This window comes from Rhizobium sp. EC-SD404, assembly GCF_902498825.1.
Classification (GTDB): Bacteria; Pseudomonadota; Alphaproteobacteria; order Rhizobiales; family Rhizobiaceae; genus Georhizobium.
Map to the genome: position 1 here is coordinate 2,257,761 of NZ_LR701459.1, position 14,343 is coordinate 2,272,103.

Below are 14,343 nucleotides of genomic sequence, written 5' to 3' on the forward strand. Positions count from 1 at the left end.
TCTTGCTCTTGCTTGTTTTGCTTCTCGTCTCATCTGCGACAGCATCGCCGCCACATCTGTAATCAACACGCACGCTATGAAAGCGGCAAAGATGGTCAAGGTCGTCAGCATGGCGTGCTCTTTATGCTCGAGCTTAATAGTATTGGTGACGAACCGGGTTACGCACAGACTTGGACTGCCGGTTTTCGCTGCTGAGCGCCACTGCGGTGGCAACTGTCATAGCGATGAACATGACGATAGCGAGGATCAGAAGAGGCATGGTTCCAGTCTCCGTTATGCCCAATGAACGCAGGCGTCCCAAAAAGGTTTCATTCGATACTTGGATTTTAAGCAGTGTATCGCTGAGCCGGACTTGAACACGCCATTCATTCACCGTTCATATGCCGGATATCGGACGCTGGACGTCTAGACTCCGTCGCTTGCACGACGGCCAACGCCGTGACAAAAGGCAGCCCACGCCAGGGAACCACCGATGACCACTGCCTTCTATCCCGGGTCTTTCGACCCACTGACCAACGGCCATCTCGATGTGCTGCTGCAGGCGTTGTCGCTCGGCGAGAAACTCGTCGTCGGCATCGGCATCCACCCGGGCAAGAAACCACTCTTCAGCTTTGAAGAGCGCGCCGATCTCATTCGCGCCTCCTTGAAGGAAGCCCTGCCGGAAGGTCTGTCCCGGGTCACGGTCGTCGATTTCGGCAATCTGGTCGTCGATGCTGCGCGCGACAACGGCGCATCCATCCTGATCCGCGGCCTGCGCGACGGCACCGACTTCGATTACGAAATGCAGATGGCAGGAATGAACCGTCAGATGGCGCCCGATATTCAGACGGTGTTTCTGCCGGCCGGCGCTTCGTCCCGGCCGATTACGGCCACATTGGTGCGCCAGATCGCTTCGATGGGTGGCGATGTCAGTGCCTTCGTTCCGGGTTCGGTTCGATCGGCTTTGGCGGCGCGTTTCCCGGCCACAAACCACATTTGATTCAATTGGAGATTGCCTGATGAAATTCGTGCTGGCCGCGACAACCGCACTTATGTTGGGAGGCCTTTCGGCCATTGCACAGGAAAGCGGCGCACAAGAAGCCGGTGGTGATCTCGTCATCGAATTGAAGGATGGGGTCGTGCGCGTCGACCTGCTCGACGAGTTGGCACCTCAACACACGCAGCGCCTGCGCGACCTCGCCGCTGCGAGCGAATACGACAATGTCGCCTTTCACCGCGTGATCGACGGTTTCATGGCCCAGACCGGCGATGTGGAATTCGGTGACCTGACGGATGGCTATATGGCACCACGTGCCGGCACCGGCGGCTCCGACCTGCCGAACCTTCCTGCCGAGTTCTCCGATCTTCCGTTCGAGCGCGGTGTCCTCGGCATGGCCCGTTCGCAGGATCCGAATTCGGCGAATTCGCAGTTCTTCATCATGTTCGACGAGGGCTCGTTCCTGAACGGCCAATACACGGTCGTCGGCCGCGTGACTGAAGGCATGGAATTTGTGGACGCGATCAAGAAGGGCGATCAGGCAGCCAACGGCTCCGTCGACAGCCCGGACCGCATGATCAGTGTCCGCGTCGAATAATCAACGATACCAATCAAAAAACAGGAGCGACCCATGGCCGAGATCAAGGATCCGGAAAACGCACTCGTGATGGAAACGACCAAAGGCAAGGTCGTCATCGAACTCATGCCGGACCTCGCGCCCGAGCACGTCAATCGCATCAAGGAACTCGCCCGCGAGACCGCCTATGACGGCGTCGTCTTCCATCGCGTCATCGATGGCTTCATGGCGCAGACCGGCGACGTCAAGTTCGGCAAGAGCGGCGGCAACGACTTCAACCCGGGCCGTGCCGGCATGGGTGGATCCGACAAGCCGGACCTGAAGGCGGAATTCTCCAACGTCAGCCATGTGCGTGGCACATGCTCGATGGCCCGCTCGCAGAGCCCGAATTCAGCCAACTCGCAGTTCTTCATCTGCCTGGCCGATGCTCCTTGGCTCAACAAGCAGTATTCCGTCTGGGGCCAGGTCATCGAAGGCATGGACGTCATCGACCTGATCAAGAAGGGCGAGCCCGTTCGCGACCCGGACCAGATCGTCTCGCTGCGTATCGCCGCCGACGCATGATGGTTTTGCGCTACGCCGCCCTGATCCTCGCATTCCTGGCGATCGCGCCGGCCGCCCACGCGACCGGTACGATCACTTGTGCCGATCAGGACGACCGCGTGGCTCTGGAGCTTTCAATCGGCTCCTTGCCGGTCCTCAAGGTGGTCGGCGGCTCCATTGCCGTCGACGACCGGATGATCGCCATCGGCGGTGACGACGCGGATGCCTTCGCCGTCGGTCAGGCTTTCCGCGCAGACGGACGACTGATGGTGGATTTCACCGACATGAATATCGAGGCGGTGACCGCTCGGTTGCGCCTCGAAGAGGCCGGTGAGGACCGCGATTTTGTGACAGCCGGGACCTTTCAGCTCGTCGGCACCGGCGCCTACGCCGTCACCTGCGTCGGACCTTGATCCATGCGCGTCGATCTCTTCGATTTCGATCTGCCCGATGAGCGGATCGCCCTCCGACCTGCCGTTCCGCGTGACAGCGCCAGGCTGCTGGGCGTCGATCCAAACGCTAAACCCCACTTAAGCGACCATATCGTCAGCGATCTGCCGTCGTTGCTCAAGCCGGGCGACGCGCTCGTCTTCAACGATACCAAGGTTATTCCCGCGCAATTCGAGGGTCTGCGCCGCCGTCCGGGTCCGGATGGCGCTGATGGCACCGTCGGCGTTTCGGCGACCCTGCACATGCGCGCGGCTTCAAACCGCTGGTGGGCATTCCTGAAGCCCGGAAAGCGCGTGAAGCACGGCGACCGCATCGAATTCGGTGGCTCCACCGATACCTGCCTGGTCGGCCGCCTCGATGCGACGGTGATTGAGAAGGGCGAGGGCGGCGAAGTCCTGCTCGCTTTCGATCTCGACGGTCCCGCGCTTGATGAAGCGATCATTTCCGTCGGACACGTGCCGTTGCCGCCCTATATCGCCTCCAAGCGACCGGAAGACGCGCAGGATCGCGCCGATTATCAGACGATCTATGCCCGCGAAGACGGAGCCGTCGCCGCTCCGACCGCTGGTCTGCACTTTACCGACGAATTACTGAGCGCTCTGGAAGAGCGGGGGGTCGAACGCCACTTCGTGACCCTACATGTCGGGGCAGGGACCTTCCTCCCCGTAAAGGCCGACACGACGGAAGATCATCGCATGCATTCCGAGATCGGCCATGTGTCTGCGGCGACCGCCGATGCTCTGAACGCTGTGCGCGCCCGTGGCGGGCGGATCGTTTCGGTCGGCACGACCTCGCTGCGGCTTCTGGAAAGTGCCGCCAGCGAAGACGGAAAGATCGAGCCATGGTCGGGTGCGACCGATATCTTCATCACGCCCGGCTATCGCTTCCGCGCCGTCGATATGCTGATGACGAATTTCCATCTGCCGCGCTCGACGCTTTTCATGCTGGTATCCGCCTTTGCCGGGCTGGAAACGATGCGGGCGGCCTACGCGCACGCAGTCGCCAACGAGTACCGCTTCTATTCCTACGGCGATTCCTCGCTGCTCAAGAAAGCCGATCATGAGTGACGTCTTCCGCTTCGACATCGCCGCGACCGACGGGGCGGCGCGCACCGGCGCGATATCGATGCCGCGCGGCACCGTACGCACGCCGGCCTTCATGCCGGTCGGCACCGCCGGCACCGTCAAGGCGATGTATCTCGATCAGGTGCGCGATCTCGGCGCCGACATCATTCTGGGAAACACCTACCACCTGATGCTGCGGCCAGGCGCCGAACGAGTCGCCCGACTTGGCGGCTTGCACGACCTGATCCGCTGGCCGCATCCGATCCTGACGGATTCGGGCGGATTCCAGGTGATGTCGCTTTCCGGTCTTCGCAAGCTCGACGAGCAGGGCGTCACGTTCCAATCGCATGTCGATGGCAGCCGCCATCATATGAGCCCCGAGCGATCGATCGAGATCCAGGGGCTCCTCGGCGCGGACATCCAGATGCAGCTCGACGAATGCGTGGCGCTGCCGGCCAATCGCTCCGAAGTCGAGCGCGCCATGGAAATGTCCGTTCGCTGGGCCGAGCGCTGCAAGACTGCGTTCGGTGATCAGCCGGGCAAGGCGATGTTCGGCATCGTCCAAGGCGGAGATCAGCCGGATCTGCGCGTCAAGTCGGCCGAAGCGCTGAAGGCGCTGGACCTCAAGGGTTATGCTGTCGGCGGTCTGGCGGTCGGCGAACCGCAGGACGTGATGCTGGCCATGCTGGAGACCACGTGCCCCGTGCTGCCCAGCGAGAAGCCGCGCTATCTCATGGGCGTCGGCACACCGGACGACATTATCAAGTCGGTCGCCCGCGGCATCGATATGTTCGATTGCGTAATGCCGACCCGCGCCGGTCGTCATGGCCTGGCGTTCACCAGGCGCGGGCGGATCAATCTACGCAACGCCCGCCATGCGGAAGATACGCGGCCGCTGGATGAGCAGTCGTCATGCCCCGCTAGCCGCGACTATTCGCGTGCCTACCTGCACCATCTCGTGCGCGCCAACGAGGCTCTGGGCGGCATGCTGCTCACCTGGAACAACCTGTCCTATTATCAGGATCTGATGCGCGGAATTCGCCAGGCGATCGCCGATGGTCGCTTTGCCGATTTCATGGCCGAGACGCAGGATGAATGGGCGCGCGGAGACATCGCGCCGCGCTAATCGAGCGTCAGGTCTGGGGTGCGGCGGACTTCACCATCTGCACGCCGTTGATCTTGAAGGCGCCGTCTTCCTGCTTCTTGAGGATATAAAGCGCTGTCCAGTCGTCGCCGTCGGGCCCGGCGATCAGCACCTCTTGGGCGATGCGATCGCCATCCATCGCCCGTGACCGGCCGAAGGCAAAATTGTCGGGTCGGTAGACCGGCGCATAACTATTCTGGACCATTTCGAAAAAGCGATCCTTGTCGATGAACATCGTCTGGATTTCTGGCGCCGCATGAAAATAGGCGCTCTCGGCGTCATCGTTTAGAAACGCCGCGATCTGGCTTTCGATGACGGCCTGAGCGTCCTCGACATCGTCCGCCAGGGCCGCAATCGGAGCGAGAGGCAAGGCGGCAAGAAGCAGGCGGACAAATGCAGTCTTGATGCGCATGGTGACCTCCAGCAGGGCTCATGACTGGAAGGATAGGCCAGTTCCAGCGCGGGGGAAGTGCTCGGCGATCACATTCGAGCGACCCGAATGGCCGATGTGGAGCGCCTCATCGAAACCTCTTTGATTTCCTGAAGATTTTTGCGCTTCCGGCGCTTCAGGAAGAAATCGTTCGCTTTTCCCGACGGAGATGAAAAGCGCATCCGGCAAGACTTTTGCGAACGCATTCCTGTTTCTTCATTGAGGCGCCGCGCTCCGGCACAATGCACGCTAGATCAACAGGAGTGCATCGTGGCCGACCGCGAACAACAGCTCAGCGTCTTTCCGGCCTTTTTCAAGGTCGAGGACCGCGTTGTTGCGATCTTCGGTAACGGCGCCGAAGCTTTCGCCAAGACGCGCCTGCTTCTGAATACGCGCGCCGACATCCGCCTTTACGCAGACGCTCCGGAAGATGATTTCGCGCGTTTCATCCGCGAAAACGCCATCTCCCACATCCTCGCCGGCTTTTCGCGCGACGCGATCGAGAACGCGGTTCTCGTCTTCGCCGCGACGGGCGATGCTGCCGAGGATCGGCGGATCGTGGCGGAAGCGCGTGCGTTGCGCATCCCGGCAAACGCGGTCGACCAGCCCGATGAATGCGACTTCTATACCCCGGCTCTGGTCAATCGCGCGCCGGTGGCCGTGGCGATCGGCACCGAAGGGGCTGGGCCGGTTCTCGGCCAGATGATCCGTTCGCGCATCGACCAGATGCTGTCACCGTCACTAGGACCTTTGGCGCGTCTTGCAGCGAGCTACCGTATCGCGGTCGACCGGCTGATGCCTCGTGGCGTCGCCCGACGCATTTTCTGGCGCCGGTTCTTCGAAGGCGGCGTTGCCGACCAAGTCGCTCGCGGCGATCTCTCCCAGGCACGGCGCGAGGCGACACTCATGCTGCGCCAGCGCGAGGATGTCGAAGGCCATGTCTGGCTGGTTGGCGCTGGTCCTGGTGCGGTCGATCTCCTGACGCTGCGCGCCCAGCGCGTGTTGATGGAAGCCGATGTCATCGTCTACGACGCGCTCGTTCCCCAGGCGATCGTGGATATGGGCCGTCGCGATGCCGACCGCATTGCCGTCGGCAAGCGCAAGGGCTGCCATTCCAAGTCGCAGAATGAAATCAATGCGCTGCTGGTTGAACTGGGATCGTCCGGCCGTCGCGTTGCGCGGCTGAAATCCGGCGACCCGCTGGTCTACGGCCGTGCCGCAGAGGAAATGGCGGCACTGCGTGACGCCGGGATCGGTTATGAGATCGTCCCTGGGATCACGTCTGCGTTCGCCGCCGCCGCCGACTTCGAGTTGCCGCTGACGCTGCGCGGCGTCGCATCCTCGATGGTGTTCACGACCGGCCATGATCTGCAGGGCGAGACGCTGCCCGACTGGGCCAGCCTGGCGTGCTCGGGTGCGACGATCGCCGTCTATATGGGCCGCACGGTGGCCGCCGATGTGGCGCGCAGGCTGGTCGCCGCCGGCATGTCGTCCGATACGACGGTTGCCGTGATCGAGAATGCCAGCCGCTCGGACCGGCGGCTCTTTCACGGCGTCCTTGCCGATTTGCCAGTCATCCAGGATCGAAGCGACCTGTCCGGTCCCGTCATGGTCATCATCGGCGACGCGGTCGCCGGCGCCAATTTTGCAAATTCAACGCTGCTGGAGCCGCTGATGGCGGCCAGCGAAGCGGCATAGCGATAAGAAAAGGAGTTCACGCATGGCTCTCAAGGTTCTCACCGCCAATCGGCTGAGCGACGGCATCGCTGTCTGGCTCGGTGCCGACGGTTCCTGGCAGGAAACGATCGACGAAGCTTTCGTCGCGCGCCACGAGGCAGCGCTGACAGGTCTTCAGGATGCCGAAAAGGTGGCAGCATTCGACATCCAAGTCGTCGATGTCGCGCTGGTCGATGTCGAGGAGCGCGAGGGACACCTTTATCCGCTTCGGTTGCGTGAGCGCATTCGTGCGACAGGCCCGACCGTACGCCTCGATCTCGGTAAGCAGGCCGACGCGCTTGCAGATGATTCCGCTGCAATCGCAGCCTAAAGGACGCTCCGCATGTATCGTTACGATGAATTCGACCACGCCTTCGTGCGCGAGCGGGTCGAGCAGTATCGCGACCAGGTCGATCGCCGCGTCTCCGGCGAGATCACCGAGGATCAGTTCAAGCCGCTTCGGCTGATGAACGGCGTCTATCTGCAGCTGCATGCCTACATGCTGCGCGTGGCGGTTCCATACGGCACCCTGTCGTCGGCGCAGATGCGCAGGCTCGCCCACATCGCGCGCATTTACGACCGTGGCTACGGCCATTTCACCACCCGCCAGAACATCCAGTACAACTGGCCGAAACTGGTCGACACGCCAAAGATCCTCGAAGAGCTTGCCGAAGTCGAGATGCATGCCATCCAAACCTCGGGCAACTGCATTCGCAACGTGACGGCCGATCACTTCGCCGGCGTCGCCGCCGACGAGGTCGCCGATCCGCGGCCTTACGCCGAAATTCTGCGTCAATGGTCGTCCGTACATCCGGAATTCTCGTTCCTGCCGCGCAAGTTCAAGATTGCCGTCACGGGTGCAGAGCGGGATCGCGCCGCGATCCAAACGCACGATATCGGCTTGCACCTGAAGAAGAACGATGCCGGCGAGCTCGGTTTTGCCGTCTACATCGGTGGCGGGCAGGGCCGTACGCCCATGGTCGCCAAGAAAATCCGGGATTTCCTGCCGGAAAGCGAATTGCTGTCCTACACGACGGCAATCCTGCGCGTGTACAACCTCTTCGGTCGCCGCGACAACAAGTATAAGGCACGCATCAAGATCCTCGTCCACGAAACCGGCACCGAGGAACTGACGGCCCAGATCGAAGCCGAGTGGGAAAAGCTGCGCGCCGGCGACCTTGCTTTGCCGGATGCGGATATCTCGGCGATCACCAGCTATTTCGCCATGCCGGATCTGCCCGAGCGCTCCGAAGGCTGGGCTCAACTGGCTGCGGAAAAGAAGCGTGACGCACAGTTCGCCGCTTGGGTGCAGCAGAACGTGACGGCGCACAAGAACCCAGACTATGGCGTCGTGACCATTTCGTTGAAGCCGATCGGCGGCATTCCCGGCGATGCGTCCGACGTGCAGATGGATCTGATCGCCGACATCGCCGAGGAATTCAGCCACGACGAGATCCGTGTGACCCACGAGCAAAATCTCGTCCTGCCACACGTTGCTCTTGGCGATTTGAAGGCCGTGTTTGATCGTCTGGCTGGTGCGGAGCTCGCCACGGCCAACAACAATCTGATCACCGACATCATCGCGTGCCCCGGTCTCGACTACTGTGCGCTGGCAAACGCACGCTCGATCCCGGTCGCCCAGGAAATCTCCAACAGGTTTGGCAGTGCTGAGCGTCAGCTTGAGATCGGCGAGTTGAAGATCAAGATATCGGGCTGCATCAATGCCTGCGGCCACCACCATGTGGGCCACATCGGTATTCTCGGCGTCGAAAAGAAGGGTGCCGAACTCTACCAGATCACGCTTGGCGGATCGGCCGACAACGAGACATCCATCGGCGAGATCATCGGACGTGGCTTCGAGCCCGAAAAGATCACCGATGCGATCGAGACGGTCGTCGACACCTATCTCGGACTGCGCAGTTCGCCGGAAGAAACCTTCATCCAGGCCTATCGCCGTGTCGGCGCGCAGCCCTTCAAGACAGCGCTCTACGGCGAGCCGGCCAAGGCGGCGTGAGGACAGGTGATGACCGAGAACAAAGTCTGGACGGAGCAAGGTTTCGTCGACAACGATCCCTGGCAGATCGTGGAGTTTCAGGATGAACTGCCGGAGGGCGACGTCATCGTCCCCCTGGAAGCTTTCGTCGCGCTTTCCGATGAGCAGCGCCACGGCGTTGGCCTGGAAGCCGGGCGCAACACGCGCCGTATCGGCGTGTTGATTTCGCCCGATGACGAGCCCGAGACGATCGCCGACATGCTGGGCGACATCGCATTGGTCGCCATCGATTTCCCGAAGTTCTCCGACGGCCGCGGCTTCTCGCATGCCGCGATGTTGCGCGAGCAGTTGGGATACCGTGGCGAAATCCGCGCCGTGGGCGATGTGCTGATCGATCAGATGCCGCTCATGCGCCGCGTCGGCTTCGACAGCTTTTCGGTCAAGAGCCCAACGACGCTGAAGCGGCTTGAGGAAGGCCGGTTAGGCGGTATATCTCTGCACTATCAACCGACTGCGAAGGATGCGCAGGCCGGACAAGGCTATAGCTGGCGGCGTCGCTCCGCCTGATCCCCGTTCCTTTCCATGAAGGCGATCTGATGCATATCAATGTCACCGATCAGGACGGCGCCCAACACCGTCTCGAGGCTCTCGAAGGCTTCCGGGTGATGGAAATCATCCGCGACTGGGGCTTGAACATCAACGCCGAGTGTGGTGGCGCCTGCGCTTGCGCCACCTGCCACGTCTATGTCGCGGATGAATGGCTCGATCGGCTGCATCCGCAGGAAGACGAGGAAGTAGACATGCTCGACGCGGCCTTCATGGTCGAAGGCAACTCGCGCCTGTCGTGCCAGATCATCATGAGCGAAGACCTCGACGGGCTGGAAGTCACGCTTGCGCCCGGCACCGAAAAGGAAAAGGCGGCAGCCTGATCTTGGATCATAGGCGGCGGGTGATGACCGCGCCTTAGCCATTGCTGGCAATTGTCATTCCATCGCGATAGTGCAACCTTCCGCCAACGATCGGGAGGGTCATACGATGGATTTTGCGCTGAGCGAGGAGCAGCTCGCGATATTCGAAATGGCGCGCGATTTCGGTGCCGAACGAATCGCGCCCCATGCCTCCGCCTGGGAAGAGGCGGGCACCATCCCGAAAGACGTGCTGAAGGACGCTGCCGCACTCGGCCTGGCTGCGATCTACGTCCGCGAAGAGAACGGTGGCTCCGGCCTCACGCGGCTCGATGCGGCACTGATCTTCGAGGCGCTGTCGATGGCCTGTCCATCGGTCGCCGCTTTTCTTTCCATCCACAACATGTGCGCCTGGATGATCGATCGATTCGGCGACGAAGCGATGCAGGAGCGCTGGTTGGCGCCGCTCGCCCGCATGGATGTGATCGCATCCTATTGCCTGACGGAGCCGAATTCCGGCTCCGACGCCGCCGCGCTTGCCACGCGGGCCGAGCATATCGGCGACATGCTGCGCCTCAATGGCACCAAGTCGTTCATTTCGGGCGGCTCCTATTCCGATCTCTATATCGTCATGGCGCGCACCGGCCAGGCCGGAGCTGCGGGCATCTCCGCCGTCATCGTCGAGGATGGAACGGCGGGGCTGTCTTTCGGAGCGCTGGAAAAGAAGATGGGATGGCGTGCGCAGCCGACGAGCGAAGTGCGGTTCGATGATTGTGAGGTTCCGGCTCACAATCTCATCGGCAAAGAAGGCGAAGGCTTCAAATATGCCATGGCCGGCCTCGACGGCGGGCGCCTGAACATCGCTGCCTGCGCATTAGGAGCGGCCCAGACGGCGCTGGACAAAGCGCTGGCCTACACCGGTGAGCGCAAGGCTTTCGGCCAGACACTCGATCAATTCCAGGGCTTGCAGTTCCGCTTGGCGGATATGGAAACGGAGTTGCAGGCCGCGCGTATCTTCTTGCGTCAAGCCGCCTGGAAACTCGATCAAGGCGCGCCAGACGCAACGAAATTCTGCGCCATGGCCAAGCGTTTTGTGACCGACACCGCATTCGAGGTCGCCAATCAGGCCCTCCAGCTGCACGGCGGCTACGGATATTTAGCCGACTATGGAATTGAGAAGATCGTGCGGGATTTGAGGGTGCACCAGATCTTGGAAGGCACGAACGAGATTATGCGCCTCATCACCGCGCGCGCGCTTTTGAAGGAACGCGGGCATTGAGCGAAGCGCCTGAAGTCATAATCCGCAAGCAGGGCCGAGCAGGGCGCGTTACGCTCAACCGTCCACATGCCTTGAACGCGCTGACGCATGCCATGGCGCTCGCCATCGAGCACGCGCTGCTGATCTGGCGCGACGACCAGGAGGTGGCGTTGGTCATCGTCGACGCTGCCGGTGAAAAGGCGTTTTGCGCTGGGGGCGACATTCAGGATTTATACCGGTCCGGCATGGAAGGGGACCTGGAGCACGGTCGGCGTTTCTGGAGCGACGAATACCGCCTCAATGCGCTGATCGCCTATTATCCGAAGCCCTATGTGGCGTTGATGGACGGCATCACATTGGGCGGCGGCGTCGGCATCGGCGCCCATGGCTCGCACCGCATCGTCACCGAACGCACCATGCTCGCCATGCCCGAATGTGGCATCGGGCTCGTCCCGGATGTCGGCGGGTCTTTCATTCTCGGCCATGCGCCCGGCCGGATGGGCTTCTATCTTGGGCTCACCGGCATGCGTCTGAAAGCCGATGGCGCGATCTACACGGGCTTTGCCGATCATCTGGTCCCGCACGACCGCATTGCCGATCTGATTGCTGCGCTTTGTGAGAATGGCGACATATCCGTGATCGGTGACCATTGCGCTGAGCCGGATGCCGGCAATCTGCGCTCCATTGCGCTTGAGGTCGATGACGTATTCCAGGGCACCGATCCGGTCCTGCATCTGCAGCGCCTCGATGCAGCATCGGCGGACGGAAATTGGCAGCAGGATGCTGCGAGGGCGATCAGGCGTGCCAGCCCGCTGTCGGTTCAGTGTACAACCAGGATCATTGCAGCGGCTGCCGATTTTTCCGACATCAGCGACGCTCTCCGCCAGGAATATCGGTTCGTTTGGCGTTGCATGGCCGAGGGCGATTTCCTGGAAGGCGTGCGCGCGCAACTGATCGACAAGGACCGCAATCCGCAATGGCGCCATGCAGGCCTTGAGGAGGCTGCCGGTCACGCCGACGCGATGTTGGCGCCGCTCGGTGACGATGAACTGGTAATTTGACTGCGAAAGACGAGGGAGGTTTCATCATGCGCATCGGTTTTATCGGTCTTGGCAACATGGGTGCGCCGATGGCGACCAATCTGGTCAAGGCTGGCCACGAGGTCACCGGCTTCGATGTGGCCGGCATCCAGATCGATGGCGTAAGAGCAGCCACAACCGCCGCCGAGGCTGCGCGTGATCAGGACGTGGTGATCACCATGCTGCCGAGCGGGAGCATTTTGCAGTCCGTTTATGCCGAAATCGTTTCGGCCTGCCGCAAGAGCGCCTGCGTCATCGATTGTTCGACCGTCGATGTCGAGAGCGCGCGCGCGGCCCATGCCGCTGCCGATGCGGTCGGGTTGCTCAGCGTCGACGCCCCTGTGTCCGGTGGCGTGGGTGGTGCTGCTGCTGGCACATTGACCTTCATGGCAGGCGGGACCGACGATGCGTTCGCCGTGGCGTTGCCGCTGTTCGAGATCATGGGCAAGAAGGCGGTGCATTGCGGTGCCGCCGGTGCCGGCCAGGCTGCGAAGATCTGCAACAACATGATCCTCGGCATTTCGATGATCGGCGTCTGTGAAGCCTTCGTGCTGGCCGATAAGCTCGGTCTGTCGCGACAAAGCGTTTTCGACGTGGTCTCGACGTCATCGGGATCCTGCTGGTCGATGAACACCTATTGCCCTGCACCGGGCATCGGTCCGCAAAGCCCCGCAGATAACGACTACCGGCCAGGCTTTGCCGCAGAACTCATGCTGAAAGATTTGAAATTGTCCCAGGCGGCGGCGGAGGCAGTCGACGCGGCGACGCCCATGGGCGAACGGGCGACGGAGCTGTACGAAGCCTTTGTCGCCGCCGGCGGGAAGGGCAGGGACTTCTCCGCCATGATCGAAGACCTAGCCGGGCAATCCCGCCGCTGATCGGCGAGCTCGAAGTTGGATATATTTGGCGTTGCGGCTATCAGGCCGCGCGCAGCACCGCGTTCAACGCGTCCAGATCGACGACGGCTTCACGCACCACGAGCCGGTGAATCTCATCGGGCTCGCACCCATCCTGTCGCAAGCGTTCGACGATCGCCTGCAGGGTCTCGTCATCCGTGACGCGTGGTTTGTGGCCAATCGGCTTGCTGCGCATTCCTGATTATCCTCATCCATTTCGATTGGTCTCGGGGTAGGAATCAATCGAGTCCGAACTGTGTCGAGATTCTCACGATCCACAGATCAGTTGAACCTGTGGATTCTTGAGGTGGACAATCGAACAGGATGCCGCGCGATGTCGTGAATCAGACATGGCGTGTCCATGTGAAGCAGAGAAGCGGGCTTGTGCTCGGCTACAGCGCATGGACAAGCATATTTCCTTGGCAACGAATGAGACCGCGATGACCCACCCCTATGTCCTGACCCTTTCCTGCACCGACCGTCCCGGCATCGTGGCGGCCGTGACGACGGAACTTGCGGCTAGCGGGTCGAATATCGCGGAAAGCGCCCAGTTCTGGGATCGCGTGACCGGGCGATTCTTCATGCGCATCGCCTTCCAGGCGCCGGATGCCATGACGAAGGACGAAATCGAGCGTGCCCTGAAGCCGGCCGTCGAACGCTTCGACATGAAGACTGCGATCAACGATCAGGCGCGCCGGCCCCGGATGATCGTGATGGTCTCGAAGTTCGACCATGCGCTTCTGCATCTTCTCTACCAGATCCGTGTCGGCTGGCTGGATGCGGAGGTGGTCGCCGTCGTATCGAATCACGAGACCTCGCGCCGCACGGCGGAGCTCGAAAACATCCCGTATCACTACTGGCCGGTGAACAAGGAGAACAAGACCGAGCAGGAGGAGAAGCTGATCACGCTGGTCAAGGAGACGGGCGCCGACATCGTCGTGCTCGCCCGCTACATGCAGGTGCTGTCGGACACTCTGTCGAAGCGGCTGTTCGGCAAGGTGATCAACATTCACCACTCCTTCCTGCCGTCCTTCAAGGGCGCCAAGCCCTATCACCAGGCGCATGAGCGCGGCGTGAAGCTGATCGGCGCAACAGCGCACTATGTGACGCCGGATCTGGATGAAGGCCCGATCATCGAGCAGGAAACCGAGCGCGTCACCCATGCCATGAGCGCCGATGATTTCGTGGCGACCGGCCGGGATATCGAAAGCCGCGTGCTCGCGCGTGCGGTCAAGATGCATCTCGAAAGCCGCGTCATGCTGAACGGGCACAAGACGGTCGTCTTCAATTGATCACAAAAGAACGCCGGACC

General features: G+C 61.6%; 17 protein-coding genes. 15 read left to right on the top strand and 2 right to left on the bottom strand.

Translation table 11 applies throughout. The features are described 5' to 3' along the window. Window positions 1-472: 472 nt before the first annotated feature. Genes coaD through tgt form a run of 6 tightly spaced genes read left to right on the top strand, consistent with a single transcriptional unit; the run spans window position 473 to window position 4,736 of the window. Entirely contained in the window at window positions 473-979 is a 507-nt protein-coding gene (gene coaD, locus GC125_RS11590) for a pantetheine-phosphate adenylyltransferase (RefSeq protein ID WP_151985809.1), read from the top strand. A 19-nt stretch (window positions 980-998) separates the two neighbouring features. Continuing rightward, window positions 999-1,574: a peptidylprolyl isomerase gene (locus tag GC125_RS11595; RefSeq protein ID WP_151985810.1), complete on the top strand. Its 576-nt coding sequence runs from the start codon at window positions 999-1,001 to the stop codon at window positions 1,572-1,574. Between the two features lie 33 nt (window positions 1,575-1,607). Then, the gene (locus GC125_RS11600) at window positions 1,608-2,117 is read left to right on the top strand and encodes a peptidylprolyl isomerase (RefSeq protein WP_151985811.1); all 510 of its coding nucleotides are present in this window, start codon (window positions 1,608-1,610) and stop codon (window positions 2,115-2,117) included. Next, the gene (locus tag GC125_RS11605) at window positions 2,117-2,509 is read left to right on the top strand and encodes a hypothetical protein (RefSeq protein WP_210251655.1); all 393 of its coding nucleotides are present in this window, start codon (window positions 2,117-2,119) and stop codon (window positions 2,507-2,509) included. The genes GC125_RS11600 and GC125_RS11605 overlap by 1 nt, the downstream gene beginning before the upstream one ends. A 3-nt stretch (window positions 2,510-2,512) precedes the next feature. After that, a complete protein-coding gene (gene queA / locus GC125_RS11610; RefSeq protein ID WP_151985813.1) occupies window positions 2,513-3,613 on the top strand; it encodes a tRNA preQ1(34) S-adenosylmethionine ribosyltransferase-isomerase QueA in 1,101 nt (366 codons plus the stop codon). Beyond that, window positions 3,606-4,736 (top strand): tRNA guanosine(34) transglycosylase Tgt, encoded by a 1,131-nt coding sequence (tgt, locus tag GC125_RS11615; RefSeq protein WP_151985814.1) that lies wholly within the window; start codon window positions 3,606-3,608, stop codon window positions 4,734-4,736. Before queA ends, tgt begins: the two co-directional genes overlap by 8 nt. Window positions 4,737-4,743: 7 nt before the next feature. On the opposite strand, the gene GC125_RS11620 is transcribed toward tgt, so the two are convergent. Further along, window positions 4,744-5,166, bottom strand: coding sequence for a DUF4864 domain-containing protein (locus GC125_RS11620; protein ID WP_151985815.1), 423 nt, complete (start codon window positions 5,164-5,166; stop codon window positions 4,744-4,746). 288 nt (window positions 5,167-5,454) lie between these two features. Here GC125_RS11620 and cysG point away from each other — a divergent pair, with 288 nt between their 5' ends. The 8 genes from cysG (at window position 5,455) to mmsB (ending at window position 13,013) form a co-directional block, all read left to right on the top strand. Continuing rightward, window positions 5,455-6,882: a siroheme synthase CysG gene (gene cysG, locus GC125_RS11625; protein ID WP_151985816.1), complete on the top strand. Its 1,428-nt coding sequence runs from the start codon at window positions 5,455-5,457 to the stop codon at window positions 6,880-6,882. A gap of 22 nt (window positions 6,883-6,904) precedes the next feature. After that, window positions 6,905-7,231, top strand: a complete 327-nt coding sequence (locus GC125_RS11630; protein WP_151985817.1) for a DUF2849 domain-containing protein — start codon at window positions 6,905-6,907, stop codon at window positions 7,229-7,231. Between the two features lie 12 nt (window positions 7,232-7,243). Continuing rightward, entirely contained in the window at window positions 7,244-8,914 is a 1,671-nt protein-coding gene (locus tag GC125_RS11635; protein WP_151985818.1) for a nitrite/sulfite reductase, read from the top strand. Window positions 8,915-8,923: 9 nt separating this feature from the next. Further along, window positions 8,924-9,460 carry a DUF934 domain-containing protein gene (locus tag GC125_RS11640; RefSeq protein ID WP_151985819.1) on the top strand — a complete coding sequence of 179 codons (537 nt, stop codon included), beginning with the start codon at window positions 8,924-8,926 and terminating at the stop codon, window positions 9,458-9,460. Between the two features lie 29 nt (window positions 9,461-9,489). After that, entirely contained in the window at window positions 9,490-9,822 is a 333-nt protein-coding gene (locus GC125_RS11645; RefSeq protein ID WP_151985820.1) for a 2Fe-2S iron-sulfur cluster-binding protein, read from the top strand. A gap of 106 nt (window positions 9,823-9,928) precedes the next feature. Continuing rightward, complete coding sequence (locus tag GC125_RS11650; RefSeq protein ID WP_151985821.1) at window positions 9,929-11,077, top strand: acyl-CoA dehydrogenase family protein; 1,149 nt, start codon at window positions 9,929-9,931, stop codon at window positions 11,075-11,077. Next, the gene (locus tag GC125_RS11655; protein WP_151985822.1) at window positions 11,074-12,117 is read left to right on the top strand and encodes an enoyl-CoA hydratase/isomerase family protein; all 1,044 of its coding nucleotides are present in this window, start codon (window positions 11,074-11,076) and stop codon (window positions 12,115-12,117) included. The genes GC125_RS11650 and GC125_RS11655 overlap by 4 nt, the downstream gene beginning before the upstream one ends. 26 nt (window positions 12,118-12,143) lie before the next feature. Continuing rightward, complete coding sequence (gene mmsB, locus GC125_RS11660) at window positions 12,144-13,013, top strand: 3-hydroxyisobutyrate dehydrogenase (protein ID WP_151985823.1); 870 nt, start codon at window positions 12,144-12,146, stop codon at window positions 13,011-13,013. Window positions 13,014-13,053: 40 nt separating this feature from the next. Here mmsB and GC125_RS20025 read toward each other — a convergent pair whose 3' ends face one another. After that, on the bottom strand, window positions 13,054-13,227 hold the full coding sequence (locus GC125_RS20025; RefSeq protein ID WP_199864558.1) for a hypothetical protein: 174 nt from the start codon (window positions 13,225-13,227) through the stop codon (window positions 13,054-13,056). A 244-nt stretch (window positions 13,228-13,471) separates the two neighbouring features. On the opposite strand from GC125_RS20025, the gene purU reads away from it, so the two are divergent. After that, on the top strand, window positions 13,472-14,323 hold the full coding sequence (purU, locus tag GC125_RS11665; RefSeq protein WP_151985824.1) for a formyltetrahydrofolate deformylase: 852 nt from the start codon (window positions 13,472-13,474) through the stop codon (window positions 14,321-14,323). Window positions 14,324-14,343: the final 20 nt, after the last annotated feature.